Here is a 22837-nt window from a genome sequence, read left to right on the forward strand (position 1 = left end):
CATGGCGTCCTCCTGTGCTTAAAGCGTTTATGGGGTTGAATCGGTTATCGGTTTGTTCCGTTGCCCTTGTGCCGGAGCTATTTCAGCGGCAGGGTTTCCTTGCTGTGGGTAACCGCCCGGGTAATGCCGACCAGCAACAGCAGCGACGGCAGAATCTGGGTGGCGATCAGCAGGGCAAAGAAGCCAAGGAATGCCCAGAGCAGAAAACCGCTGGAGGAAGCATCGGCCGCCGCGTAGACCGGCGAAGCCGCCAGCAAGGAAGTCAGGGTCAGCAGCGTGGTGGTTTTCATGATGTCCTCCTGTGGTTACGGTTGAAGGCTTGCGGTAGTGCGTTGCTCTTGCCCAGATACTACTGCGCAAGACGTGCCAACAAACACTGACGCCCCGGGAAATTCCGAATAAACTGCTGAAATCAGCAAGAAAATATCGCAAGAAAAATTTCCGGAGCACAAGAAGACCGCGTCTGAAGGCTGGTGAGGCAGCAAAAACGGCAGCGGGCGCCGGAAACGTATGCTGGGGCTATACGATGGGAGCAAAGCCGAGCCAGACCAGAACAGCGCGACAATCAGGCATGGTGGGCTATCAGGCTGAAATAACAGCCGTTACTGGCTGTATAGGGAAAATATCGGAAAATATCGCCAGAGCTGAGTTATTGAATCGGCTACCGTAAGGAAATGTTATATCGCAGATCCGTTTTGCCTTTTTGCTCAACAGAAGCGCAGAAGCTTCACCCTGGTTCTTGCGTAACTGCGAGAAGAGTCGTTGCTGTAACCAGCCAAAATAATTAAAAAACTTGTCGTGCGCTACGGGTGCTGCTAGATTCGGCAAAAATTTTATGCCTATTGGCGATCCTGGATTGAGTCGTCAGATTCGGATGAACGAGAGGAGATGGATTTGTGTGGCGTTTTGTTCTGATCTGGATGGTTTTTCTTGGTTTGTTGCCTGCACAGGGACAGGCGGGGCCGCTGTACACATGGAAAGATACGGGCGGGCAGCTTCATATCAGCGATAATCTGCCGGAATGTCCCGAAAATGCCAAAGAATTACAGACCCGGGTCTACAGTGGTGGCCGTGAAACAGCGGTGCAGCGTCAGGAGCGTCTTTTGCGCGAGTACGAACAGGAGCGGCAGCTTGCTTTGGCCAATTGGCAACGGCGCGAGGAATTGCAGCAGAAGAAGTTGGCCAGGGCCATTGAGGAAGATAACGACCGGCGTCACGCCTTGCACGAGGCCCGGCTGGAGCAGGATATTGCCTACGAAAAGAGTCTAATCGATCGATGGGATGACCGGCGCAGGCCTGTGTATTCCCTGCCCGGCCGGCGGACGCGCTATCAGGATGCTATGCGTCAATCCTGCTCTGATGGGAACGCGCCGCACTCCCCTCGTTTGATGGCGCGTCCGCATTCCCAGCCCGTGCTGCCGCGATCTGCTGGCCAACGGACGGTTGTGCGCCGGTTGCCCTGATGATTTCTACAGGTCTACAGGGCCGGGGTTGGCTCAAGGCCGTCCGGCAATGTGCCTCCCGTGCGGGAACTGGCGACCGTGCCAGGCTGGCGAAATGTCAAATTGGTGGTGTCAGGCTGCGGCCTTCGCGTAATAAGGCAGCGAAGTCTTCTGCCGGCAGGGGCTTGCTGAACAGGTAGCCCTGCAACTGGTCGCAGCCGCAACGGCGCAAAAAATCGAGCTGATCGCGGGTTTCGACGCCTTCAGCGACGGCGCCCAGGCCCAGGTTGTGGGCAATCTGGATGATGCTGGTGACGACGGAGGCGCCGCTGGTGTCTGTTGCTACATCGCGGATGAAAGAACGGTCGATTTTGAGATTGTCGACCGGAAAACGGCGCAGATAGTTCAGACTTGAATAGCCGGTACCGAAATCGTCGAGACTTAAGGACAGGCCGAGCTGTTTGAGCTCATGCATGATCTGCACGGCCTGCTGGGGATTGTCCATAATCATGCTTTCGGTTAGTTCCAGCTCCAGTTCGCCGGCGGCAAGACCGCTGTGCTGCAGAATGGACTGCAGGCGCTGGGTCAGATCGCCCTTGCGGAATTGCCGCGCTGACAGGTTCACGGCCACTGGTACTGGCTGCAGTCCCGCATCCCGCCATTGACAGGTCTGGGCACAGGCCTGCCGCAGTACCCAGTCGCCCAGCGGCACGATCAGGCCGGTTTCCTCCGCCAGCGGAATGAACTGGGCCGGTGAGATCAGCCCTCGTTGGGCATGTTGCCAGCGGACCAGGGCCTCGCAGCCGCAGATTTGTCCCGTTACCAGATTGACCTTTGGCTGGTAGAGCAGCAGAAACTGCTCCTGTTCCAGAGCCTGTCGCAGGGCTTCTTCCAACTCCAGTGTTTCCTGCAGCCGCTGGTTCATTTCCGGCGCGTAGAACAGGAAGCTGCTGCGCTCAAGACGCTTGGCGCGGTACATGGCCATGTCGGCGTTGCGCAGCAGGGTGGCGCTGTCATCACTGTCACGCGGGAACAGGCTGATTCCCAGGCTGGCACTCAGCCGAATTTCGCGATCTTCCACCCGGTAGGGCTGGTTGAGCTGCTCCAGCAGGTGCCCGGCGACCAGGGCGATGTCTTTCATGTCGGCCACCTCGGCCAGAATCACAACGAACTCATCGCCACCCAGACGGGCAACGCTGTCGGTTTCGCGTATGCAGTGCTGCAGGCGTCCGGCAACGGCGCGCAGCAGCTGATCGCCGAAGTTGTGACCGAGGCTGTCATTGATGACCTTGAAGCGGTCGAGATCGAACAATAACGCCGCCACCAGCCGGCCGGAACGATGGGCGTAATGGATGGCCTGTTCCAGGCGGTCGAGCAGTAGCGTGCGATTGGCCAGCCCGGTCAGGACGTCATGGGTTGCCAGATGCTTGAGCTGTTCTTCGTAACGTTTCTGCTCGGTGATGTCGCGGTACAGCGCGGCAACCTGGTTGCGGCTGCCGTTGTCCGGTCGGAAGGCGTAAACATCAAAAAAACGGCCCAGTTGCTGTTCCGGGCGCTGGAACCGGATGGCCTCGCCGGTGCGGGCCACGGCGCCATAGGTCTGCAGCCAGAAGGGGTCAATCTCCGGCAACAGTTCGCGGATGCTGTGCGATAGACATTCCGGGCCCAGACCGGTCTGGGCACTGAAAATCCGATTGATCTCGCGCAGGCGCAGGTCACTGACGGTGCCGTCGTCGTCGAATTCCACCTCCATGACGCAGAAACCCTCGTCGATGGATTCGAACAGGCTGTGATAGTGTCGTTCGCTGGCCTGCAGATCGGCCTGGGCCTGGCGGCGCTGCTGCAAAAGCTGCCATTCGCGTAGGGCCCCCTGCACGATGACCGGCAACCGGCGGAAGAGGTCGGGTGATTTGACCAGATAATCGAAGGCACCGCCTTTGAGGGCTTCTACGGCCAGTTCTTCGTTGCCGTAGGCGGTCATGACCAGCAAGGGAAAGGCTCGGTGGTCATGGCTGTCGGCCAGAGCCTGCAGGGCCCGGCCGTCGGGCAGGTTTATGTCCATCAGCACCAGATCGGGACTGTGCTGTTTCAGCAGGGCGTGATAACCGGCCAGGCTGGCGGCCTGATAAAGCTGAACCCTGGGGGACTGCTCCTGAAAAGCGCGGCGGATCAGTTCAGCGTGAGCGGTGTCGTCCTCGATCAGAAAGATGCTCAGGCTTTTGGCCTGGCCTGAAGAGGGAGCTTTGGTCATGGCAGCGTCCTGCAGGCACCGGTGAGGCGCTTGTCTGATACCGGTTGCCCGGCGGGGTTGACGGTAAACGCAGCGGAGCTGGCCTGATAAAACAGCCTGCTGCCACCATAGCGGCTGAAGGCGGTTTTGACCAGCCGGAATTGTGCCGACCGTCAGCGCACCTGGGGCAGTTCATCCCAGCTGCGGGTGTAGGCCGGCGACAGCAGCGTCCGCGTCATGAACCAGTCCGCTTCCGGCCGCTGGGCGCCGAAATAGACCCTGGCGCGGCCGGACTGGTTCAGGCGGTCGAGCGCCTGCATCAGCTGCTTTCCTTTACCTTCGTCCTGTGGGCTGTGGAACAGCCCTGGTTGCACCTGATCCGCCGGGCACAGGCCTTCAAGTTGTACCCCACCCTTGGCATAACGCAGGTCCTCGCGCCATAGCTTGTCAAACAGGCGCAGAGCCAGGGGCAGCAACACCCGGCTGTCGTTGCTGGCCTCGCCAAGGCTGGTGCTGGCCCGGTTGCCATAGTAGGGCTGCTGGGTATCGTGCGGGCTGGTACGGATGAACAGCGTCACAATGCCGGCCTTGAGCGCCTGGTGACGCAGGCGTGCGGCGGCCTGACAGACCAGCTGGCTGAGGGCCTGGCGCAGTTCGTCATAGGTCTCGATCCGCTCACCGAAGGAACGCGAACAAACCAGCTGTTTCTGCGGTGCCGGTACCTCCTCGAGTTCCAGGCAGGATTCGCCGTTGAGCTCGCGCACTGTTCTTTCCAGCACCACCGAAAAGCGCTGCCGTACGAAACGCACGTCCATCTCGGCCAGTTGCAGCGCCGTGCGGATACCCAGCCGCGCCAGACGTGGCCCCAGTTGGCGGCCGACCCCCCAGACCTCCTCCAGCGGCGTCAACGCCAGCAGGCGACGCTGCCGCTCTGGCTGTGACAGATCCACCACGCCGTGACATTGCCTAAAACGTTTGGCCGCGCCGTTGGCCAGTTTGGCCAGCGTCTTGGTCGGCGCGATGCCGACACTCACCGGCACACCCACATGGCGGTACAGCTGCTCGCGGATCGCCTGGCCGCAGCTGGCCAGATCGGCCTGAGCCGCAGTCAGATCGATAAAGGCTTCGTCAATCGAATAGACCTCCAGATGATCGCTGAAGGCGCGCAGGCTGGCCATCACCCGGGCCGAGATGTCGGCATAGAGGCCATAGTTCGAAGAAAACAGCACAATGTCATGCTGCTTGACCAGGTGGCGAATCTGGAACAGCGGTGTTCCCATGGCAATGCCCAGGGCCTTGACCTCGGCCGAGCGTGCCACCACACAGCCGTCGTTGTTGGACAGAACCGCCACCGGCCGGCGGCGCAGATCGGGCCGGAACAGGCGCTCACAGCTGCAGTAGAAGTTGTTGCAATCGATCAGGGCGAATAGCGGCATGGCGTTTGATCCGGTGGAAAAATCTGCCGTCGGTGGCGGCGTGGTTGTCTGCTGGCGACGGCTGGGGCAGAATGCCGACCGGTTGCCGAGACAACCCCGGCCTGTGGTGTATTGTCGCAGGGAAAATGGTCCCATGCACACCCGTCTGCTGAACAAGGAGGATTCCGGATGATCATTCAACCCCTGCTGGGCCTGGCCCTGTTCATTCTGCTGGCCTGGCTGCTGAGCGAGAACCGCCGCCGCTTCCCCCTGCGTCTGGTGCTGGGCGGGCTGGCCCTGCAACTGCTGCTGGCCCTGCTGCTGTTGCGTCTGCCGGGTTGCCGCCAGCTGTTCTGGCTGCTCAACCAGGCTGTGCTGGCGCTGGAACAGGCCACGGCGGCGGGCACCGGGCTGGTGTTCGGTTATCTGGGCGGCGGGCCGTTGCCCTTTGCCGAAACCGGCAGCGCCAGTGCCTATCTGCTGGCTTTTCGCGGGCTGCCGCTGGTGCTGCTGATCAGCGCGTTGTCGGCTCTGTTGTTCTACTGGCGCATCCTGCCCTGGGTGGTGCAGGGCCTGTCCTGGCTGTTGCGGCGGACGCTGGGGCTGGGCGGTGCCGAGGGGCTGGCGGTGGCGGCGAACATCTTTGTCGGCATGGTCGAGGCGCCGCTGATCGTTCGGCCCTATCTGGCGCGGATGAGCCGCAGCGAGCTGTTCTGCCTGATGAGTTGCGGTATGGCCACCATCGCCGGCACGGTGATGGTACTTTACGCCAGTATTTTGCGACCGCTATTGCCCGATATCATGGGCCATATTCTGACCGCTTCGCTGATCAGCGCGCCGGCGGCGGTGGTGATCGCCAAGGTGCTGGTGCCCGAAAACGCCACGCCGACCGCCGCCCGGCTGGAGGTCGACACCTCGGTGCGCGGCAGCATGGACGCCATTACCCGTGGCACAACCCAGGGTATTCAGCTGCTGCTCAATATCGTCGCCATGATCATTGTCATGGTGGCGCTGGTGGCCCTGGTCAATCAACTGCTCGGCCTGCTTTGGCCCGGTGCCAGCCTGCAGGGGCTGCTCGGCCAGGTGCTGGCGCCGGTGGTCTGGCTGTTCGGCGTGCCCTGGGCGGAGGCGCCGACGGCGGCGGCGTTGTTGGGCACCAAGACTGTCATCAACGAGTTTGTGGCCTATCTGGATATGAGCCGCTTGCCGCCGGGTCAGCTCAGCGAGCGCAGCCTGTATCTGCTCAGCTATGCCCTGTGTGGTTTTGCCAATCCCGGCAGCCTGGGCATTCTGATCGGCGGTCTGGGCGCCATGGCGCCTGAACGACGGCCGGAGATTGTTTCGCTGGGGCTGAAATCGTTGCTGGCCGGCACCCTGGCCACCTGTATGACGGCGGCGGTAGCCGCTTTGTTGTTGCCGGCTTGAGTTTTGCGCCGGGTCTTTTAGTCGGCCAGGGTTGCCTGGCTGACACGGACGCTCAGGCTTTTGAGGGTGGCAGGGTCGAGCGGGCCGATGCCGGTCTTGAGTTGGTGCTGCTGGCCCGCCGGCAGCACCTCAGCCAGTGTCAGGCTGCGTTGCTGGCGGCGCTGTCGGCTGTCACTGAACTGCAGCAGGCAGACAATCTGACGGACATTGAGGCTGCTGTCATTTCTGATACGCAGTACCAGTTGGCCCTTGCCATCAAGACCCACGGCGGTGGTCAGATAGCGTTGGGGCTGCTCCGGCAGATCAAGGCGCTGATAGGCCTGACGGGCCTGCTGGCCGATGGTGGATTGCGACTGGGCCGCAGCGGCGAACAGCTCCTTGGCTTTGCCGCGCTGGCCCTGCTGCAGGGCCACCAGCCCCAGGGCCTGCTGAGCCGGGGCGGTGGGCAGCAGAGCGGTGCTGCGCTCGAGATCGGCAACGGCGGCGCTGGTCTGCCCCAAGGCTTTTTTGGCCAGGCCGCGCTGCAGATAATAATGGAAATAGCCGTCGTCCCGGGCGATGGCGCGATCATAGTTGGTGATGGCGTCGGCCGGATTCTTTTCGGCCATGCGGATATCGCCGCGCAGGCCGTGAAACAGGGCCTCGGCGGGCTGTAGTCGCAGCGCCTTTTCCGCCAGACTCAGCGCCTTGGCCGTGTCTTTTGCCTGCAGGGCCTTGCGGCCGGCATCGTGGGCGGCATAGGCCTCGCAGTCGGCCAGCAGCGGTGCCAGGGCCTGGCGGTAGCGCTCCTCGCCCAGTGTGCCGCCCTTGGGCAGCGTCGTCGCCAGTTGGCGATTGGCCTCGACCCGTTCTTGCGACGGCGGGTGACTGGAAAACAGACCGTTGAGCCAGTCCGGCTGTTGGTTTTTGGCCAGCCGCACGAAGGTCTGTTGCAGACCGATGGCGGCTGCGGGGTCATATCCGGCCCGCGCCATGTAGCGCATGCCGTAGGCGTCGGCTTCGCGTTCGGCGTCGCGGCTGTAGCGCTGCTGAATCAGCTGGGAACCGACGGCGGCACCGCCGGTGGCCAGGGCGGCGTATTCGCTGTTGCGCGCTGCCAGCCCCGTTGCCAGCACGGCACCCTGCAGCAGCAGGTTGCGTTCCATGTCCTTGGCGCCATGACGGGCAGCAGCGTGGACGATTTCATGGCTGAGGACCGCCGCCAGTTCAGCTTCGTTGTTCAGCTCCACCAGCAGCCCGCGATTGATGGCGATCTTGCCGCCGGGCAGGGCCCAGGCGTTGGGCGTTGAATCGTTCAGCACACGGAACTCGTAGGGCAGTTTGCGATCACTGACGGCGGCCAGCCGCTGGCCGACCTGCTGCACATAGGCCACCACCTGAGGATGGGTGCGATAGTCGCCGCCCTGCATCTGACGGCTGGGTTGATAATGCTGGGCGCCGGCGCGCAGTTCGGTGTCTTCGCCGACCAGGGCCAGTTCGTTTCTGCCGGTCACCGGATTGACGGCACAACCGGCAAGCAGCAGGACCAGGGTACAGACGGCAAGAGCGTAGCGCATGGCAGAATCTCCTGTCGGGTGGAGCGTTTTCCGGAGAGGGCGGCAGTCGCTGCGATGGACGCCGCCGGCGGTTCAGGGCGCCCGGCTGTCGAGCTGCAACGACAGCAGGTTGCGCTCGCCCTGGCGCTGCCAGTCGATCTGGCGGCACAGATTGCGGATCAGGGCCAGGCCGATATCGTCCTGGGAGTCGGCCTGCTCCAGCGGGTTGCCGGGTGGGCCGGCACAGTCGAGGCGCAGTTCCAGCAGCGCGTCCTGTTCGTGAAAGGCGACGGTCAGGGCCACATCGAAGACGCCGGCTTGTTGTTTGAGCCATTCCAGTACCTCTTCGGTCAGCAGCTGCAGGCGCAGGGCGCTGGCCTTGGGCAGCAGGTGCTTTTCGCAGAACTGGTCGAGCTGGCCGAACAGGGCGTAGAGATCGAAATCGCGTTCCTTGAGGCGGAACTCCAGACAGCGCACCCGGCGGATGAAATCGCGTGTGCGCTGTTGTTGTGGCGCCTCGAAGATCTGCTGCGGCGGGCCTTCCTCGTAGATGATGCCCTGATCCATGTAGAACACCCGACTGGAAACCTGACGGGCAAAATCCATTTCGTGGGTCACAATGGCCAGGGTCATGCCGTCACGCGCCAACCGGCGGATGACGGCCAAGACCTCGCCGACCATGGTGGGATCAAGGGCCGAGGTTGGCTCGTCGAACAGAATGATCTCCGGCTCCATCGACAGGCAGCGGGCGATGGCCACCCGTTGCTTCTGCCCGCCGGACAGTTCGTGGGGCAGGCTGTGAGCCTTTTCCGCCAGACCGACCATCTTCAGCAGTTCCAGGCCGCGGGCCGCGGCCTGCACCCTGGAGTGGCCGCGCAGCTGCACCGGACCGATGCACAGGTTGCCCAGGGCCGTGAGATGGGGAAACAGATTGAAGGACTGGAATACCATGCCCATGCGCTGGCGCAGCTGCGCCACCTTGACGCCGGCGGCCAGAATGTCCTGCCCATCGATCAGAATACGACCGGAGCTGGGTTGATCGAGCAGATTGAGGCAGCGCAGAAAGGTGCTTTTGCCGGTGCCCGACGGGCCGATGATGGAAATGACCTCGCCCTGGCGGATGTGGGCGTTGACATCCGTGAGAACCGCCACCGGGCCAAAATGTTTGCTCAGATGCTCGACACGAATCATGGGCGGGTCTCCAGCCGCTGGCGCTGCGGATCGGTTTTGCGGTCGAGGTGGTCGAGCGCCAGACCCAGCAGCCAGATCACCACAAAATAGAGCGCCGCCACCATGATCAGAGGGAAAAAGGCTTCGAAGGTGCGGCTGCGGATGATATCGCCGGCTTTGGTCAAGTCCTGCACGCCAATGTAGCCGACAATGGAGGTCATCTTCACCAGTGAAATGAATTCGCCCCGATAGACCGGCAGGATGCGGCGGATGGCCTGTGGCAGAACAATGTGGCGGAAGCATTGCAGGCGGGTGAAGCCGAGGGCGATCCCGGCTTCCGTCTGCCCCCGGTCGACCGCTTCGATGCCGCTGCGGAACATTTCGGCGACGTAGGCGGCGAAGTTCAGCGCGAAGGCGACCACGGCCACCAGCAGGGGGCTGATATTGACCGAGGCGAACACCACATAGAAGATCAGCATGAGTAGCAGCAGGACCGGCAGGCCGCGCACCGTTGCTATGTACAGGATGGCGAAGCGCCGTGCCAGCGGCTGGCGCGACAGTCGCAGGGCGCAGATGGCGGCTCCCAGCAATGTTCCCAGCAGGGTGGCGGCCGCCGAAATCAACAGCGTCGCTCCCAGCCCTTGCACGATCAGGCGCCAGCGCTGCTCGACCACAAAGTTGATTCGCAGACTCTCCTGCAGACTGGCCAGCGCCGGCACCGCGCTGACAACCGTGCTGGCCGGCTCGCTTGTGAAGGGCTCCGGAGCCGGGGGGGCGGCGGCAGCCATGCGGTCGCGCCGCACCAGCGCCACGGTGTTGAGATCGAGATAGGGCTCGGAAAAGGCCACCACCTTGGCCCGTTCCTCACTGATGGCGATGCCGTCAGTCACCAGATCGACCTTGCCGGCCGCCAGGGCGTTGATCAGGGCGTCCCATTCATAGGCGCGGATCTGCAGATCAATGTGTTCATGGGCGGCGAAACGGCGCAGCAATTCGATATCGAAACCGGTGAATTCGCCGTTGACCAGGCTGACATAGGGCAGATCGTCCACCGCCACCCCGGCCAGGCCGCGTTCGCCGCCGGAAAAGTGGGGGATTTCCGGCATGACCGCTTCGTCGGCGTCCTCGACGCACCAGCGCTGGTAAAGTGTCTGGTAGGTACCGTTTTCACGAATGTGGCGCAAAAAGGCGTTGAAACGGTCACGCAGGTCGGTGCGGTCGCGGCGAAAAGCCACGCCCAGGGGCAGTACCTGGAGACGTTCCTCCAAAATGGCCAGTTCGGGATTCTTTTTCAGGATCAGGCGGGCCGTGCTGCCTTCGATCAGGGCGGCGTCGACCTTGCCGGTGCGCACGGCCAGAACCAGGTCAGCCGTGGTGTTGAGCCGAACCACCTCGGCCTGCGGATAATGCTGGGCCAGAAAGGCATCCTGCACGGTGCCGATGAAGATGGCGATCTTGCCCCGCGCCAGATCGGCAAAACGCCGCGCCGGCAGCGTCTGTGGCTGCGGCGCGGCTGACGGCGGGTTCTGGGCCAACCGCTGCCTGAGTACCAGCACGGCGCCGCGTCCTTCGGCATAGGGAGCGGAAAAGGCGACCCGCTGACGCCGTTCCTCGGTGATGGCGATGCCATCACTGATCAGATCGACCTTGCCGGCCGCCAGGGCTGGAATCAGCGCGCCAAAATCGAGAATCTGAATCTGCAAGGCGATATTTTCAGCCGCGGCGAAGCTCCGCAACAGTTCAATGTCGAAGCCGACCACCTGATTGTTGACCACCGCCACATAGGGCAGATCGGCAACGGAAACCCCCAGGATATAGCGTGCGGCCGGTTCTTTTACCGGGTAGGGCGGCATCTGCGCGGTCTGAGGATCGGCGATAAACCAGCGCTGGTGGATCTGATCGTAGCGGCCGTCGGCCCGGATGCTGGCCAGATAATGGTCAAAACGCTGGCGCAGGTCGGCCAGCTCCGGTCGGAAGCCGATACCGAGCGGATAGCGCATGAAATCGTCATCGAGCAGGGCCATGTCCGGCCAGTTGGGCAGCAGGGCGGTGGCGCTGATGGCATCGATCAGAGCAGCGTCAACCTTGCCGCCGCGGGTGGCCAGCAACAGGTCGGTGAGGTTGTTGAACCAGACCAGTTGGGCTGCCGGGTAGGCCTGTTCGGCGTAGGCTCCCTGCAGGGTGCCGAGAACCGCGCCCAGGCGGGCCTGGGCCAGATCGTCCAGGCTGCTAAAGGGGCCGGGCGCGGCGCTGAGGCTGCCAGCCAGGGGGGGCAACAGCGTCGCTAGCAGCAGTGTCAGGCTCAACAGCAGGGTTTTGAGAAGGCGCCGGGCGACAAACGGCATGATGGCAACTCCAGCAAACAAAACGGGTGAACGCGGTTACCGTGACTGGCCGGCGGGGTTGTCCGTCACCAGCTGGTAGGGGTGTTGCTGGCTGTCGGGTAGCGCCCAGGGGGGCTGCTGACGGGCCAGAACGCTGGGGTTGATCCGCAGCTGCTCGGGGATGACCGCTTCGGTGGCAAAACTGGCCGGCGAGCGGCCGGCGAGAATGGCGGCAGCCAGATCGGCCGTGTAGCGGCCGACGGTGACATAATCGGCCCCCAGGCCGAACAGGGCGCCCCGGGCGGCATCGGCAGGGTCGTTGGTGAATACCGGCACGCCGGCCTCGCTGGCCAGATGCAGAATCAGATGGAGGGCGGCGGTGGCCACGGTGTCGCCACCGACCCAGAGCGCGTCGGGCTGCCGCGTCAGCAGGGCGCGGGTGGCTTCCGGCACCTCGGAGGTGTTGCCGGCATTGATCTCCAGCAACGCGATGCCCAGATCGGCGCAGGTGGCGCGGGCCTGTGCCAGACAGGCGGCCGAACACTGTTCCGCCGGATTCCACACCACGCCCAGCCGCTGCAATCGGGGCGCCATGGTTTTGGCCAGGCGGATGGCGGAGCGGACCGGCTGGAAGGTGCCGATGCCGGCCATGTGGGGCGGATGCTGGTCGGCTGCCGGGCCGGTGATGCCGACGCCGGTGCCGAGCGGATCGGTAACGGCGCCGAAGACGTGGCGCTTGCGCGTGGCTTCGTTGGCCTTGGCGAACAGCTGCAGAGCCAGGGTGCTGGAGGTGATGACCAGATCCGCCGGTCCGGCGGCGATATCCCGCGCCATGGCTCCGGCGGTGGCGTAATCGCCCTGTGGGTTGTAGCGCCGGATATTGGCGTCGGCCGGGGCGACCAGGCCCAGTTCACGCAGACGGGCCAGCACCCCGGCGACATGATCGTCCAGCAGGCTGGTGGAGGTGATCTGCAAAATGGCGATGGCGGGATAGACCGGTGTGGCTGCCGCGGCCTGTGGGCCGGCCGTGCGTTGCTGGCGGTCAGAATGCAGCAAAACGGCGATGGTCAGCAGAATCAGGCCGACAGGCAGTAAAAGATGTTTTATGCTCCCTCGCATGTGGATTTATCCTCTTTCTTGTGTATGCTGCCGGGCATTCCGCCACCTTACGGCAGGATCTCAAAAGGAACTGAAGGTTCGATCATGACGCGTCAGTGTTTAGCATATCTGGAGCCCGGATGCAGCCCGCGTTGTCACCTGACGCGGTTTTTTGTGCGGTTGATTCTGCTGGTCTTGTTGCTGAGCGGTTGTGGTGGCCTGGCAGGATCGGGCGGGCAAAAGGCCGCTGGGACGCGGCTGAAGGTTCTGCACCTCAACGACAGCCATTCGCATCTGCAAGCCGGTGAACTGATGCTGCAACGGGGTGATACGGCGACCAGTTGCCGGGTTGGCGGCATGGCCCGGGTCGGTCAGTTCCTGCGTCAGCAGACCGCGGCGGCTGAGGTGCCGGTGTTGCGGCTTCATGCCGGCGATGCGGTGCAGGGTACCCTCTATGCCAGTCAGTTCGCCGGCACGGCCGATGCCGAGGTGCTCAATGCTATCGGCTTCGATGCCCTGACGCTGGGCAATCACGAATTCGATGGCGGTGATGCCTGGCTGGCGGCCTTTCTTGACCGCCTGCAGATGCCGGTGCTCAGTGCCAATCTGCAGGTGCCGGCTGATCATGTGCTGGCCGGCCGCTATGCCCCCTCGGTGGTGCGGGACATTGCCGGTAGCCGGGTCGGTATTGTCGGTCTGACCATTGCCGATAAAACCCTGGCCTCGTCGCAGCCGGGGCCACAGGTGCGGCTGATTGACGAACTGACGGCGCTGCGGACTGCCGTGGCGCAGTTGCAGGCAGCGGGGGTGGGGCGCATCATCGTACTGAGTCATTGCGGTTACGACCGGATGCAGTCGCTGGCGGCGCAGGTGCCGGCCATCGATCTGATTGTCGACGGTGATTCCCACAGCCTGCTGGGCGACTTCAGCGCCTGGGGGCTCGCCTCTGCCGGTCCCTATCCCACGCGGGGGCGCAATGCCGACGGTGACCTGGTCTGCATCGTGCAAGCCTGGGAATACGGCAAGGTGGTGGGAGAGGTGGATCTGTTGTTCAACGGTGATCGTCTGCAGGCCTGTACGGGCCACAGCCATCTGCTGCTGGCGCCGGATGAGCCTGCCGCCACGTTGCCCGCGCCGGCTCGTCAGGCTGCCGGTGCACGGCTGACACCGATGGCTGAAGCGCCCGATCTGGCCCGGCTGATTGCCGGTTATCAGGCCCGTCTGGGCCAGCAGCTGGCGCTGCAGGTCGGCGAGGCGGCGCAGGAGCTGCCCCACCGTCGCCTGCCTGCCGCCGCTGACGCTCGTCTGGCGCTGGGCAGCCGCATCGCGCCGCTGGTGGCCCAGGCCTATTGGCAGCAGCTGCCCCAGGCCGATGTGGCGCTGGTCAATGCCGGCGCCGTGCGAGGTGGGCTGATGGCCGGCCCCATTCGCTATGAAGATCTTTATACCCTGCTGCCTTTTTCCGCTACCCTGGTGACCTTCGAACTCAGCGGCGCCCAGTTGCGTCAGGTGTTGGAAGACGCCGTCGATCACAGCCTGACCGGTGGTTCGACGGGGGCGTTTCCCTATGTTTATGGCATGCGTTTCAGCGTGGACGCCAGTCAGCCGGCCGGGCAGCGGCTGGGGCCGATTGCGCTGCAGCCGCGTGGCGCGGCGGCGTTTGAGCCTCTCAAGGCAGAGGGGCGCTATTGTCTGGTGACCAATAGCTATCTGGCTGCTGGTCGTGACGGTTACCGGCTACTGGGACAGCTGCGGCACCAGGGCGGCGCGCAGGACAGTGGCCACGAAGCCACCGAGGCTTTTGTTCGCTGGGTGCGGCAATGCAGCGCCGCCGGACGGAAGGTTGAACCCCTGCCCGCCGGCGAGCAGGGGCTGGTCGGTTGGCGCGCTGCGCCGTTGGCTCAGGGTTGCCGCACCAGGGCGGAGATGCCGCCGCGATAGTAGGGCTCGGAAAACAGCACCTTGCGGCTGCGTTCGTCCGTAATGGTGATGCAGGCGCCGATCAGATCGACCTTGCCGGCCAGCAGGGCCGGAATCAGGGCGCCGAATTCAAGATTGACGATCTCCAGGTCTTTGCCCAGCCGTAGCGCGACCCGACGGGCCAGTTCGATATCGAAGCCGACGATGGCGCCGGCCTCACCGACGAAGGAGAAGGGCTCGGTGACGGCGGCGGTCCCCAGCCGCAGACTGCCCTGACCGCGCGGCAGGGCGATGTCCGGCATGGGGGCGGGGCTGCCCGTTGCCGGCAGCCAGCGCCGCAGCAGATCATCGTAGCGGCCATCGGCGCGTAGCGCTGCCAACTCGGCGTCGATGGCCTGTTTCAGTGCCAGGTTGTCCTGGCTTACGGCAAAACCATACTGATCGATGGTGATCGGCTGCTCCAGCAGGGCGAGGCCGCCGGTTTTGGCGGCGATGTTGCGCAGAATGGGTTCGTCGTAGGCCACGGCATCAGCCTTGCCGGTCTTGACGGCCAGGGCGGCATCAAGCACGCTGTTGAAGTAGACAAAGCGCGCGCCGGGCATGCGCGAAAGCACCAGCTGATCGGCGACGGTGCCGGTGGGTACGGCGAACAGACCTTTTTCCAGTTGTGACAGCTGGGTGATCGGTCCCTTCTGTTCGCAGCCGCACAGAGCGGTGAGACCGAGGAACAGCAAGACGAGCAGCAGGGCGGTTGGGCGGGACGATGGCATCACGGAATCAATTCTCCTGGTGTGGGGGAAAGGAATTGCCCGGCGATCTTTGCCGCCTGCCTGACGGGATCTCGGGCGTGGCCGGTCAGCATAGCACAGGGCGACGCCGGATGGCAGCGTCGCTGGCAGGGAAGAACGGGCTTGCGGGCTGTTCTCTTCTTCATGGTGGTGGTCAAACGCGTCGGAGTGAAAAAAGGAGAGGGCATGGGAAACGGTTTGTGGGCCGCTCTGTTGCTGTTATTGCTGCTGGTGGCACCAGTCGTGGCGGCAGATCCGGGCGGGATGGATGCGGACTACACACGCCTGCGCCAGCGGCTGGTGGCGCGTTTCGATGGTGAGCGTCCGCGACTGTGGGCCGAACAGGTGCCCGGCGTTAAAACGCGCATCGCTGCCAACGAACCGGTCATAGCCCTCACGCTGGACGCCTGCGGTAGCCCGACGGGCATGGGGGCCGACACCGAACTGATCGCCTTTCTCGAACGGCAACGCGTGCCGGCCACCCTGTTCATCAATGCGCGCTGGATTGAACCGAACCGTGCCCTGTTCGAGCGTCTGGCGGCCAATCCGCTGTTTGAGATTGCCAACCACGGCCTGGCGCACAAGCCGGCCTCGGTCAGCGGCCGGAGCATCTATGGCCTGGCCGGTACCGCCAATGTGGCCGAGTTGGTGGACGAGATCGAACTGGCGGCGCGGCGCTTGCAACAGCTCACGGGCCGGCGACCGGCCTTCTACCGCAGCGGTACGGCCTATTATGACGAAGTGGCGGTCCAACTGGCGCAGGCACTGGGGCAGCAGGTGGCCGGATTCAGCATTCTGGGGGATCGTGGTGCCACCTACAGCAGCGCCCAGGTACGTGATGCCCTGCTGGCCTCCCAGGCCGGCGATATTATTATCGCCCATATGAATCACCCCGAGGCGGGCACCGGCCAGGGGATTATGGCGGCCGTGCCGTTGCTGCGGCAGCGCGGTCTGCGCTTTGTGCGGCTGTCGGATTATCCGTTGCAGTAACCGCCGGTTGGCGGCGACTTTTTTGATGGGAGGAGAAGCGATGGAAATACAGGAGAGCCGCCATGACGGGCAGCTGGTTGTGCATGTGCGCGGCCGCCTGGACGCATCCTGGGCGGAATTCTTTCAGGAGCAGTTGCTGGGCCGCATTCGTGGCGGCGAGCACCGTCTGCTGCTTGATGGCGCCGGACTGGAATTTCTCAGCTCCATGGGCATTCGCGCCCTGATGCGCATCTACAAGGAACTGCAGGGCGTCGGCGGCAGTTTTGCCATGGCTGGCTGTCAGGGCATGGTCCAGACCACCCTGCAGCAATCGGGGCTGGGCCAGTGGCTCAGTTCCGTGCAACTGCCGACGACGGCTTCGACCACCGCAGCCGCAACCGCCAGCCTTCGGCTGGAGCATTTTGAGCTGGATGCGACGGCCCGCCTGCAGCTGCGGCAGGTATCGGCCTGGCAGCCGTGGCAGCCGGTGGAGGATAGCGCCTGTGTTGAGCTGGAACTGGGGCCGGACAGCTTTGGTGTGGGGATCGGCGCCGCCGGCGAAACCTTGGCGGCGGTGCGTGATCTGTGCGGTGAATTCGTTGCCGTTGGCGGCGCTGTCGCCCTGCAGCCGCCCGATGAACGCGGCCGGCCCGACTGTCTGCTGGCCCAGCAGGCCTATGTGCCGCGGCTGCACTGCCTGCAGGCGCTGATCTGCCAGGGGCAACCCGGTCATCTGCTGCGCTTTCGCGCCGATGCCGAGCAACCCTGCTTTGGTCTGTCGCAACTGCTGAACGAACTGTTCCGGCTGACGCCGGCGCGGCGTGTCGGGCTGGTGTTGATCGGTGAAATCGAGGGACTGGTGGGTGCCCAGCTGATCCGGTCACCGGGGCGGTTGCAGGCCTGCCAGGTGCCGGACTACCCGGCCATCAAGGACTGGCTGAGCTTCACCGGCGAGCGGGTGTTCGCCCATGACCAGGCGATTATCAGTGGCCTGGCCCACCAACCGCACAGCAATGGTCCGATCGAGGCCCATCTGCACGCGGCGGTTTTTCCCTATCAGCTGCTGCCGAATGGCCGGGTGGAACTGGTGCCGTTGGCGCAGCGCCTGTTCGGTGGCGCGCCGCCCCGTGCGGTGCTGCATCTGGTGAATGACGACCGGCCGGCGACCGGTCTGGGCGAAAGCGCCCTCTACAACGGCGCCTGCTGGTGGTCGCCGCTGGCGGAAGAGGAGGACAAGGCATGAGTCTGGTTGTCGGAGCCCTGACCATGGGGCTGATTCTGGCGCTGCTGTCTTTGGGAATGCTGATCAGCTTCCGTATGATCCGCTTTACCGATATTACCGTCGATGGTTCCATCACCCTGGGCGCGGCCATTACAGCGGTCTGCTTGGTGAACGGTTTCAGCCCCTGGCTGGCCGTACTGCTGGCGTTGGCCGGTGGCGCCCTGGCCGGTGCCATCACCGGCCTGCTGCATACCCGCTGCCGTATTCAGGAGCTGCTCTCCGGTATTTTGGTGATGACGGCGTTGTATTCCATTAATCTGCGTATCATGGGCCGCAGCAACATTCCGCTGCTGGATGTGGCCAGTATCTCGGCCGGTCCCCAGCGGCTGTTGCAGGGATTGGGGCTGCCGGAGAAGGTCAATCTGGCCGGCTGGCTGGTACCTGTCGGCGATGTGGCCGTGTTTCTCAGCAGCTTGCTGGTCTGTGGTCTGGTGGCACTGGCGCTGCGCTACTTTCTGCTGACCCATTTCGGCACCGCTTTGCGGGCGGCGGGCAACAACCCGCAGATGGCGCGTGCCCAGGGCATTCATCACCAGAGCCTGGTGGTGTTCAGTCTGGCCCTGTCCAACGCGCTGGTGGCCCTGGCCGGTGCCCTGCTGGCCCAGTATCAGGGCTTTGCCGATGTGCAGATGGGGATTGGCATGATGGTTTGGGGCCTGGCCAGCATCATTATCGGTGAAGCGCTGGTGCGCCATAACGGCATCGGCCTGTTGATTACCGGCACCATCCTCGGCACCGTGCTGTTTCGTCTGCTGATCGCCATTGCCCTGCGCTGGGGACTCAATCCCAACGATCTGAAACTGGTGACGGCCCTGTTTGTTTTTGTTGCCCTGGTTGCGCCCATGCTGGCGGGCCGGCTGAAGAAACGCCTTGCTGCCGGAGGTCGCCATGTCTGATGTCCTGCTGGAAGTCCGTGATCTGCGTAAAACCTTTTTCCCCGCCACTGTCAACGAGGTGCGCGCCCTGCAAGGTGTGAACTTCAGCCTGGCCGATGGCGAGTTCGCCGCCATTATCGGTACCAACGGTTCCGGCAAGAGCACGGTACTCAACGCCATCGCCGGCACCTTTCTGCCCGACGCCGGCGCCATTGTCCTCGATGGTCAAGAGATCAGCCGCTGGCCTGAACACCGGCGGGCCGGCACCATCGGGCGGGTGTTCCAGAACCCCTTTGCCGGCACCGCCGCCGAGATGAGCATTGCCGAAAATATTGTTCTGGCCATGCGGCGGGGCCGGCGGCGCGGGCTGGGCCTGGCGCTGAGCCGCTCGATCCGTGACGAGATCGGCGAGCGGGTGCGGGCGCTGAACATGGGACTGGAGGACCGGCTCGACAACCCCATCGGCACCCTGTCGGGAGGTCAGCGTCAGGCGCTGACCCTGCTGATGGCCACCTGGTGCCGGCCGCGCCTGCTGCTGCTTGATGAGCATACGGCGGCCCTTGACCCGAAAAGCGCCGCCAAGGTGGCCGAGCTGACCAGTGAAATCATTGCCCGCGACAAACTGGCTGCCCTCATGGTGACCCATTCGATGCAGCAGGCCGTTACCATGCCCGACAGGATTCTGATGATGCATCGTGGCCAGTTGGTGGAGGATTACCGGGCAGAGCAGAAAAAACGCGTGCGTATCCCCGACCTGATGGCCGCTTTCGACCGGGTGACCAAGCGCGAGCGTTTCGATGCCACCGCAGCGGAGATGCTGTTGCGGCAATACGGTTGATTGGCTGTCAGAACGCCGATGGGCAGACTCCTTGCCGGATGAAATCCAAAACGCCTGTCCGAACCAACAGCGGACAGGCGTTTTTTGTTCTGCGGATGGATGCGGAGCTGGCGCGGTGGCTTCAGCTGTTGACGGTTGTTGTCAGCTGTTTGACGAAGCAGACCTGGTTGCGGCCGCCCTGGCGTTGGTAGCGCACCTCGTCGAGGCTGTTGAGGATGAAATGCAGCCCCAGTCCGCCAATGGGGCGTTGTTCAATGGGCAGGCTCAGATCCGGCTCTGGCTGGGCGGTGGGATCGAAGGGCCTCCCGTCGTCGCATACCTCCAGGCGGATCTGGTTGGGACGATGCCACAGGCGTAGCTCGATTTCGTGCAGCTGGGTATCATCGAAGGCGTAGCTGATCACATTCACCAGCCATTCCTCCAGCACCAGGTTGAGTTGTTGCAGCACCTCCAGCGGCCAGGCCAGTTTGCGTTGCAGTTCCTCCAGCCAGGCCACCAGTCGGGGCAGTTCCGACAGATGATTGGTCAGGACCAGCAGGCTGGTGGGGGATTGGTTATTGTGGCCGCAAGTCTCGCCAGCCGCTGCATGGTCGCGGTACGACAGGCACAGCAGGGTGATATCGTCCGACTGCTCGGCGCCATTGGCAAACTGGCGGATGGCGCGGGCAATGCTGCTGACACAGCCCTCGGCGGTGCGGGCCGGCTGGCTTTGCAGCAGCTGGCACAGCTGCGCTTCGCCGAACAGCTGCTGTTGCGGGTTCATGGCCTCGGTTACGCCATCGGTGTAGAGCAGCAGCCGGGCGCCATCGGCCAGGGTCAGGCGCTGGTTGTGGTAGGACAGGCCTTCCAGCGCTGCCAGCGGTGGGCAGCTGGCCGCCTCCAGCAGGCGTGTCTGGCCTTCTTCGATGATGACCGGCGGATTATGGCCGGCGTTGGCGTAGAGCAGTTCGCGGCTGCGCAGGTCGAACAGGGCGCAGAAGGCGGTGATGAACATGCAGCTGTCGTTGCCCTGGGCCAGTTCATTGTTGACATGCTCCAGGGTGCGGGCCGGGTCTTGCAGCGTCTGCATGGTGGATTTGAGCAGGGTCTTGCCGACGGCCATGAACAGCGAGGCTGGCACGCCCTTGCCGGAAACATCGCCAATGCACAGATACAGGCGATCATCATCGAGCAGGGCGAAGTCGTACAGGTCGCCGCCGACCTCGCGGGCGGATTCGAGCAGGGCATACAGGTCGAGACCGGCGCGCTGGGGAAAGGGCGGGAACAGCTTGGGCAGAATGCTGTGCTGAATGTCGCGGGCGATGGCCAGTTCGCTGGCAATTTTTTCCTTTTCGGCGGTGGTGGCGGTCAGCTGCTGAATGTGGTTTTGCAGATCAACGCGCATTTGACCGAAGGCATCGATCAGGCGGCCGATCTCGTCACTGCGTCGCTCAGCCGGCAGTGGCGCGGCGAAATTGCCGCCGGCCAGCTGTTCGGCGCAGCCGCACAGCTTCTGCAGTGGCCGGGTGATGGTGCGGGCGATGGTGAAGGCTGGCAGCAGCAACAGCAGCAGGCCGGCCAGGCTGATCAGGGTGGTTTTGATGGCCAGCACGACCACTGGCGCGAGGATCTGCTGTTCGGGAATGATAAAGCCGATCTTCCAGCCGGTCAGGTTGGCGGTGGCAAAATAGAGCCAGGCCGGCCGTTCGTTGCCAATCTGTAAAAAGCGCAGGCCTCCTTCCGGCTGGCGCAGGGCATTGCGCAGCTGTTCGAGGCTGGCGCGGTCGCGGTCGCTGGCGGCGGCCTCAATCAGGCTGTGGAGGGTTTCACGGTGTTCCCAGTCCGAGCGGGGATGGAGGATGATGCGGTCGAACTGGGAAACCAGCATGGGTTGGCCCTGGCTGCCCAGTTCCAGGGCGCCAAGGCGCTGGCGCAGTCCCGCCAGCGACAGATCGCCGGTGATGACTGCCACCAACTGATCGTCGACCAGCACGGGGACGCAATAGGTCACCATCAGGGTCTGTACATCGGCATCGAAGTAGGGGTCGGTCCATACCGGCCGGCGCAGCTGTTCGGGCAGGTAGAACCAGTCGCTCTGGTAGTCCTGCTGCGGGTTGCTGCGGTCGATGGTGCTGATGCCGTCGGCCGCGCGCCAGCTGTAGAGAATGCGGAAGCCGGCGTCGACCGTATCCTGCTGCGGCGCCAGGGCAATGGCGCTGCCGTACAGTTCGGGATGGCGGCGCAGAATCTGTTCCAGCAGGTTCACGGCACCCAGCCGGGTGCGCGGTTGGTGGGCGAAAAGGATGGCGGCTTCTTCCACTACCTGTTGCACCTGCTGCAGGTTCAGATCGAAGCGGGCGGCGGCCGCATCGGCCAGGGTATGGTAGAGCTGGCGCTGATCGGCCAGCAGTTGCCGGCGCATGTCAAAATGGTTGAGGCTGATCAGGGCCAGCAGCACCAGACCGGCGCCGCCCAGAATCAGCAGCGCCAGGCGTAGAAAGAGTGAACGCTTAATGAAGGCCATGGCGGGCCTCCGGGGTGACGAAATCGTCATAAGAGGGCAGGCGGCCGCTCAGACCCAGCAGCGTGCCGGCGCCGGTATAATCCTCTGGCCGCAGTCGGCCTGTCGGCCAGGACTGATCCTCTGGCGCAAAGATGGCCTGCAAAACCTGCTGCAGCATCCAGGCCATGTGGGCGCGGTTCACCGGCAGGTTGGCAGCCTCGACCTGGCGCATCACCAGATCAAGAGCTAGCTGCGGCTGCTGACGGGCGGTCTGCCAGCCCCGCAGGCTGGCGCGGGCAAAGGCAGCACAGCGCTGCGGCTGCTGCTGGTAAAAACCGCGCCGGCAGTACAGACCATCTTCCGGCAGATAAAAGCCCAGAGCGTGAAAATCGAACAGGCTCAGTTCCTCGCGGTTGACGCCCTGCTGCAGCAGGCTGTGATACTCGTTGTAGAGCATGGCGCTGCAGGCGTCGACGCCCCGCCGCAAGAACAGCGACAGGCTGTAGTGCTGCGGCACCACCTGCGGTCTGACGCCCTGGCGGGCAAAAAACTGGTGATAGGCGGTGGCGAAGGCTGGCCACAAACTGACACGGCGGCCATCCAGATCGGCAATGCTGTGAATGGGGCTGTGACCGTCGGCGCCGTTTTTCCAGGCCACCAGGGTGAGGGTTGAGCGATTGATCAACTGCAGCAGCAGCACCAGCCCCCGCTCGGCATCGACCGCTGTTTCGGCCTGGCGGGCCAGCACCGGCGCCAGCATGGCGCTGCAGAAGTCGGCTTCACCGTTTTCGACCAGGGTGGGGGCATCAATGGCCGGACCGCCGGGAACAATCTCGACCTGCAGACCTTCTTCGGCGTAATAGCCCAGCTCCTGCGCCACATAGTAGCCGGCGAACTGGGCCTGATGCTCCCACTGCAGCACCAGCCGCAGGGGTTGCGCCGCCTGCAGCGGTGTGGCCCAGAACAGGGTTGCCGGCAGCAGGATGGCCAGCAGCAGGGCGATCAGCGGCGCCGGTCTGCGAGAAGATGTGAACATGACGCGCT

At 63.7% G+C, this 22837-nt stretch carries 18 protein-coding genes; 8 read left to right on the top strand and 10 right to left on the bottom strand.

Translation table 11 applies throughout. The features are described from left to right. Positions 1-77 precede the first annotated feature (77 nt). Positions 78-290, bottom strand: a complete 213-nt coding sequence (locus BLR80_RS07760; RefSeq protein WP_092076744.1) for a hypothetical protein — start codon at positions 288-290, stop codon at positions 78-80. A gap of 606 nt (positions 291-896) precedes the next feature. On the opposite strand from BLR80_RS07760, the gene BLR80_RS07765 reads away from it, so the two are divergent. After that, on the top strand, positions 897-1463 hold the full coding sequence (locus BLR80_RS07765) for a DUF4124 domain-containing protein (RefSeq protein WP_092078261.1): 567 nt from the start codon (positions 897-899) through the stop codon (positions 1461-1463). 97 nt (positions 1464-1560) lie between these two features. On the opposite strand, the gene BLR80_RS07770 is transcribed toward BLR80_RS07765, so the two are convergent. Together BLR80_RS07770 and umuC are read right to left on the bottom strand one after the other, a co-directional pair. Then, complete coding sequence (locus BLR80_RS07770; RefSeq protein ID WP_092078264.1) at positions 1561-3693, bottom strand: putative bifunctional diguanylate cyclase/phosphodiesterase; 2133 nt, start codon at positions 3691-3693, stop codon at positions 1561-1563. A 152-nt stretch (positions 3694-3845) separates the two neighbouring features. Beyond that, the gene (gene umuC, locus BLR80_RS07775; protein WP_092078267.1) at positions 3846-5108 is read right to left on the bottom strand and encodes a translesion error-prone DNA polymerase V subunit UmuC; all 1263 of its coding nucleotides are present in this window, start codon (positions 5106-5108) and stop codon (positions 3846-3848) included. Here umuC and BLR80_RS12950 point away from each other — a divergent pair. Next, positions 5107-5280, top strand: a complete 174-nt coding sequence (locus BLR80_RS12950; protein ID WP_171906371.1) for a hypothetical protein — start codon at positions 5107-5109, stop codon at positions 5278-5280. The two genes, umuC and BLR80_RS12950, sit on opposite strands and share 2 nt — an antisense overlap. Continuing rightward, positions 5277-6512 carry a NupC/NupG family nucleoside CNT transporter gene (locus BLR80_RS07780; RefSeq protein ID WP_092078270.1) on the top strand — a complete coding sequence of 412 codons (1236 nt, stop codon included), beginning with the start codon at positions 5277-5279 and terminating at the stop codon, positions 6510-6512. The genes BLR80_RS12950 and BLR80_RS07780 overlap by 4 nt, the downstream gene beginning before the upstream one ends. 17 nt (positions 6513-6529) lie before the next feature. Here the strand turns inward: BLR80_RS07780 and BLR80_RS07785 are convergent, their stop codons facing one another. The 4 genes from BLR80_RS07785 to BLR80_RS07800 all read right to left on the bottom strand — a co-directional run bounded on the left by BLR80_RS07785 (position 6530) and on the right by BLR80_RS07800 (position 12660). Beyond that, the gene (locus BLR80_RS07785) at positions 6530-8068 is read right to left on the bottom strand and encodes a M48 family metalloprotease (RefSeq protein WP_092078273.1); all 1539 of its coding nucleotides are present in this window, start codon (positions 8066-8068) and stop codon (positions 6530-6532) included. 72 nt (positions 8069-8140) lie between these two features. Further along, positions 8141-9238, bottom strand: a complete 1098-nt coding sequence (locus BLR80_RS07790) for an amino acid ABC transporter ATP-binding protein (RefSeq protein WP_092078276.1) — start codon at positions 9236-9238, stop codon at positions 8141-8143. Beyond that, positions 9235-11562, bottom strand: coding sequence for an ABC transporter permease subunit (locus tag BLR80_RS07795; protein WP_092078279.1), 2328 nt, complete (start codon positions 11560-11562; stop codon positions 9235-9237). Before BLR80_RS07795 ends, BLR80_RS07790 begins: the two co-directional genes overlap by 4 nt. 36 nt (positions 11563-11598) lie before the next feature. Beyond that, a complete protein-coding gene (locus BLR80_RS07800) occupies positions 11599-12660 on the bottom strand; it encodes an ABC transporter substrate-binding protein (RefSeq protein WP_092078485.1) in 1062 nt (353 codons plus the stop codon). An 84-nt stretch (positions 12661-12744) separates the two neighbouring features. Between BLR80_RS07800 and BLR80_RS07805 the strand changes: the two genes are divergently transcribed. Then, a complete protein-coding gene (locus tag BLR80_RS07805; RefSeq protein ID WP_171906372.1) occupies positions 12745-14580 on the top strand; it encodes a bifunctional metallophosphatase/5'-nucleotidase in 1836 nt (611 codons plus the stop codon). On the opposite strand, the gene BLR80_RS07810 is transcribed toward BLR80_RS07805, so the two are convergent. Then, positions 14541-15329, bottom strand: a complete 789-nt coding sequence (locus BLR80_RS07810) for a transporter substrate-binding domain-containing protein (protein ID WP_092078284.1) — start codon at positions 15327-15329, stop codon at positions 14541-14543. The genes BLR80_RS07805 and BLR80_RS07810 overlap by 40 nt on opposite strands. 204 nt (positions 15330-15533) lie before the next feature. On the opposite strand from BLR80_RS07810, the gene BLR80_RS07815 reads away from it, so the two are divergent. From BLR80_RS07815 to BLR80_RS07830, 4 genes are read left to right on the top strand one after another with little or no spacing between them, the layout of a single operon-like run. Then, complete coding sequence (locus tag BLR80_RS07815) at positions 15534-16337, top strand: polysaccharide deacetylase family protein (RefSeq protein WP_092078287.1); 804 nt, start codon at positions 15534-15536, stop codon at positions 16335-16337. A 40-nt stretch (positions 16338-16377) separates the two neighbouring features. Then, positions 16378-17559 (top strand): STAS domain-containing protein, encoded by a 1182-nt coding sequence (locus tag BLR80_RS07820; RefSeq protein ID WP_171906373.1) that lies wholly within the window; start codon positions 16378-16380, stop codon positions 17557-17559. Continuing rightward, positions 17556-18494 (top strand): ABC transporter permease, encoded by a 939-nt coding sequence (locus BLR80_RS07825; RefSeq protein WP_092078293.1) that lies wholly within the window; start codon positions 17556-17558, stop codon positions 18492-18494. Before BLR80_RS07820 ends, BLR80_RS07825 begins: the two co-directional genes overlap by 4 nt. Beyond that, positions 18487-19311, top strand: coding sequence for an ABC transporter ATP-binding protein (locus tag BLR80_RS07830; RefSeq protein WP_216095195.1), 825 nt, complete (start codon positions 18487-18489; stop codon positions 19309-19311). The genes BLR80_RS07825 and BLR80_RS07830 overlap by 8 nt, the downstream gene beginning before the upstream one ends. 121 nt (positions 19312-19432) lie before the next feature. Here BLR80_RS07830 and BLR80_RS07835 read toward each other — a convergent pair whose 3' ends face one another. Together BLR80_RS07835 and BLR80_RS07840 are read right to left on the bottom strand one after the other, a co-directional pair. Then, a complete protein-coding gene (locus BLR80_RS07835) occupies positions 19433-21814 on the bottom strand; it encodes a SpoIIE family protein phosphatase (RefSeq protein WP_171906374.1) in 2382 nt (793 codons plus the stop codon). Further along, entirely contained in the window at positions 21801-22829 is a 1029-nt protein-coding gene (locus tag BLR80_RS07840) for an ABC transporter substrate-binding protein (protein WP_092078299.1), read from the bottom strand. Before BLR80_RS07840 ends, BLR80_RS07835 begins: the two co-directional genes overlap by 14 nt. Positions 22830-22837 lie beyond the last annotated feature (8 nt).

Source organism: Desulfuromonas thiophila (assembly GCF_900101955.1).
Lineage (GTDB): Bacteria > Desulfobacterota > Desulfuromonadia > Desulfuromonadales > Desulfuromonadaceae > Pseudodesulfuromonas > Pseudodesulfuromonas thiophila.

Excerpts from the sequence above, each read along its gene's own strand:
- BLR80_RS07760 (WP_092076744.1), bottom strand. The coding sequence starts at position 290 with ATGAAAACCACCACGCTGCTGACCCTGACTTCCTTGCTGGCGGCTTCG.
- BLR80_RS07770 (WP_092078264.1), bottom strand. The coding sequence starts at position 3,693 with ATGACCAAAGCTCCCTCTTCAGGCCAGGCCAAAAGCCTGAGCATCTTT.
- BLR80_RS12950 (WP_171906371.1), top strand. The coding sequence starts at position 5,107 with ATGGCGTTTGATCCGGTGGAAAAATCTGCCGTCGGTGGCGGCGTGGTT.
- umuC (WP_092078267.1), bottom strand. The coding sequence starts at position 5,108 with ATGCCGCTATTCGCCCTGATCGATTGCAACAACTTCTACTGCAGCTGT.
- BLR80_RS07780 (WP_092078270.1), top strand. The coding sequence starts at position 5,277 with ATGATCATTCAACCCCTGCTGGGCCTGGCCCTGTTCATTCTGCTGGCC.
- BLR80_RS07785 (WP_092078273.1), bottom strand. The coding sequence starts at position 8,068 with ATGCGCTACGCTCTTGCCGTCTGTACCCTGGTCCTGCTGCTTGCCGGT.
- BLR80_RS07790 (WP_092078276.1), bottom strand. The coding sequence starts at position 9,238 with ATGATTCGTGTCGAGCATCTGAGCAAACATTTTGGCCCGGTGGCGGTT.
- BLR80_RS07795 (WP_092078279.1), bottom strand. The coding sequence starts at position 11,562 with ATGCCGTTTGTCGCCCGGCGCCTTCTCAAAACCCTGCTGTTGAGCCTG.
- BLR80_RS07800 (WP_092078485.1), bottom strand. The coding sequence starts at position 12,660 with ATGCGAGGGAGCATAAAACATCTTTTACTGCCTGTCGGCCTGATTCTG.
- BLR80_RS07805 (WP_171906372.1), top strand. The coding sequence starts at position 12,745 with ATGACGCGTCAGTGTTTAGCATATCTGGAGCCCGGATGCAGCCCGCGT.
- BLR80_RS07810 (WP_092078284.1), bottom strand. The coding sequence starts at position 15,329 with ATGCCATCGTCCCGCCCAACCGCCCTGCTGCTCGTCTTGCTGTTCCTC.
- BLR80_RS07815 (WP_092078287.1), top strand. The coding sequence starts at position 15,534 with ATGGGAAACGGTTTGTGGGCCGCTCTGTTGCTGTTATTGCTGCTGGTG.
- BLR80_RS07820 (WP_171906373.1), top strand. The coding sequence starts at position 16,378 with ATGGAAATACAGGAGAGCCGCCATGACGGGCAGCTGGTTGTGCATGTG.
- BLR80_RS07825 (WP_092078293.1), top strand. The coding sequence starts at position 17,556 with ATGAGTCTGGTTGTCGGAGCCCTGACCATGGGGCTGATTCTGGCGCTG.
- BLR80_RS07830 (WP_216095195.1), top strand. The coding sequence starts at position 18,487 with ATGTCTGATGTCCTGCTGGAAGTCCGTGATCTGCGTAAAACCTTTTTC.
- BLR80_RS07835 (WP_171906374.1), bottom strand. The coding sequence starts at position 21,814 with ATGGCCTTCATTAAGCGTTCACTCTTTCTACGCCTGGCGCTGCTGATT.
- BLR80_RS07840 (WP_092078299.1), bottom strand. The coding sequence starts at position 22,829 with ATGTTCACATCTTCTCGCAGACCGGCGCCGCTGATCGCCCTGCTGCTG.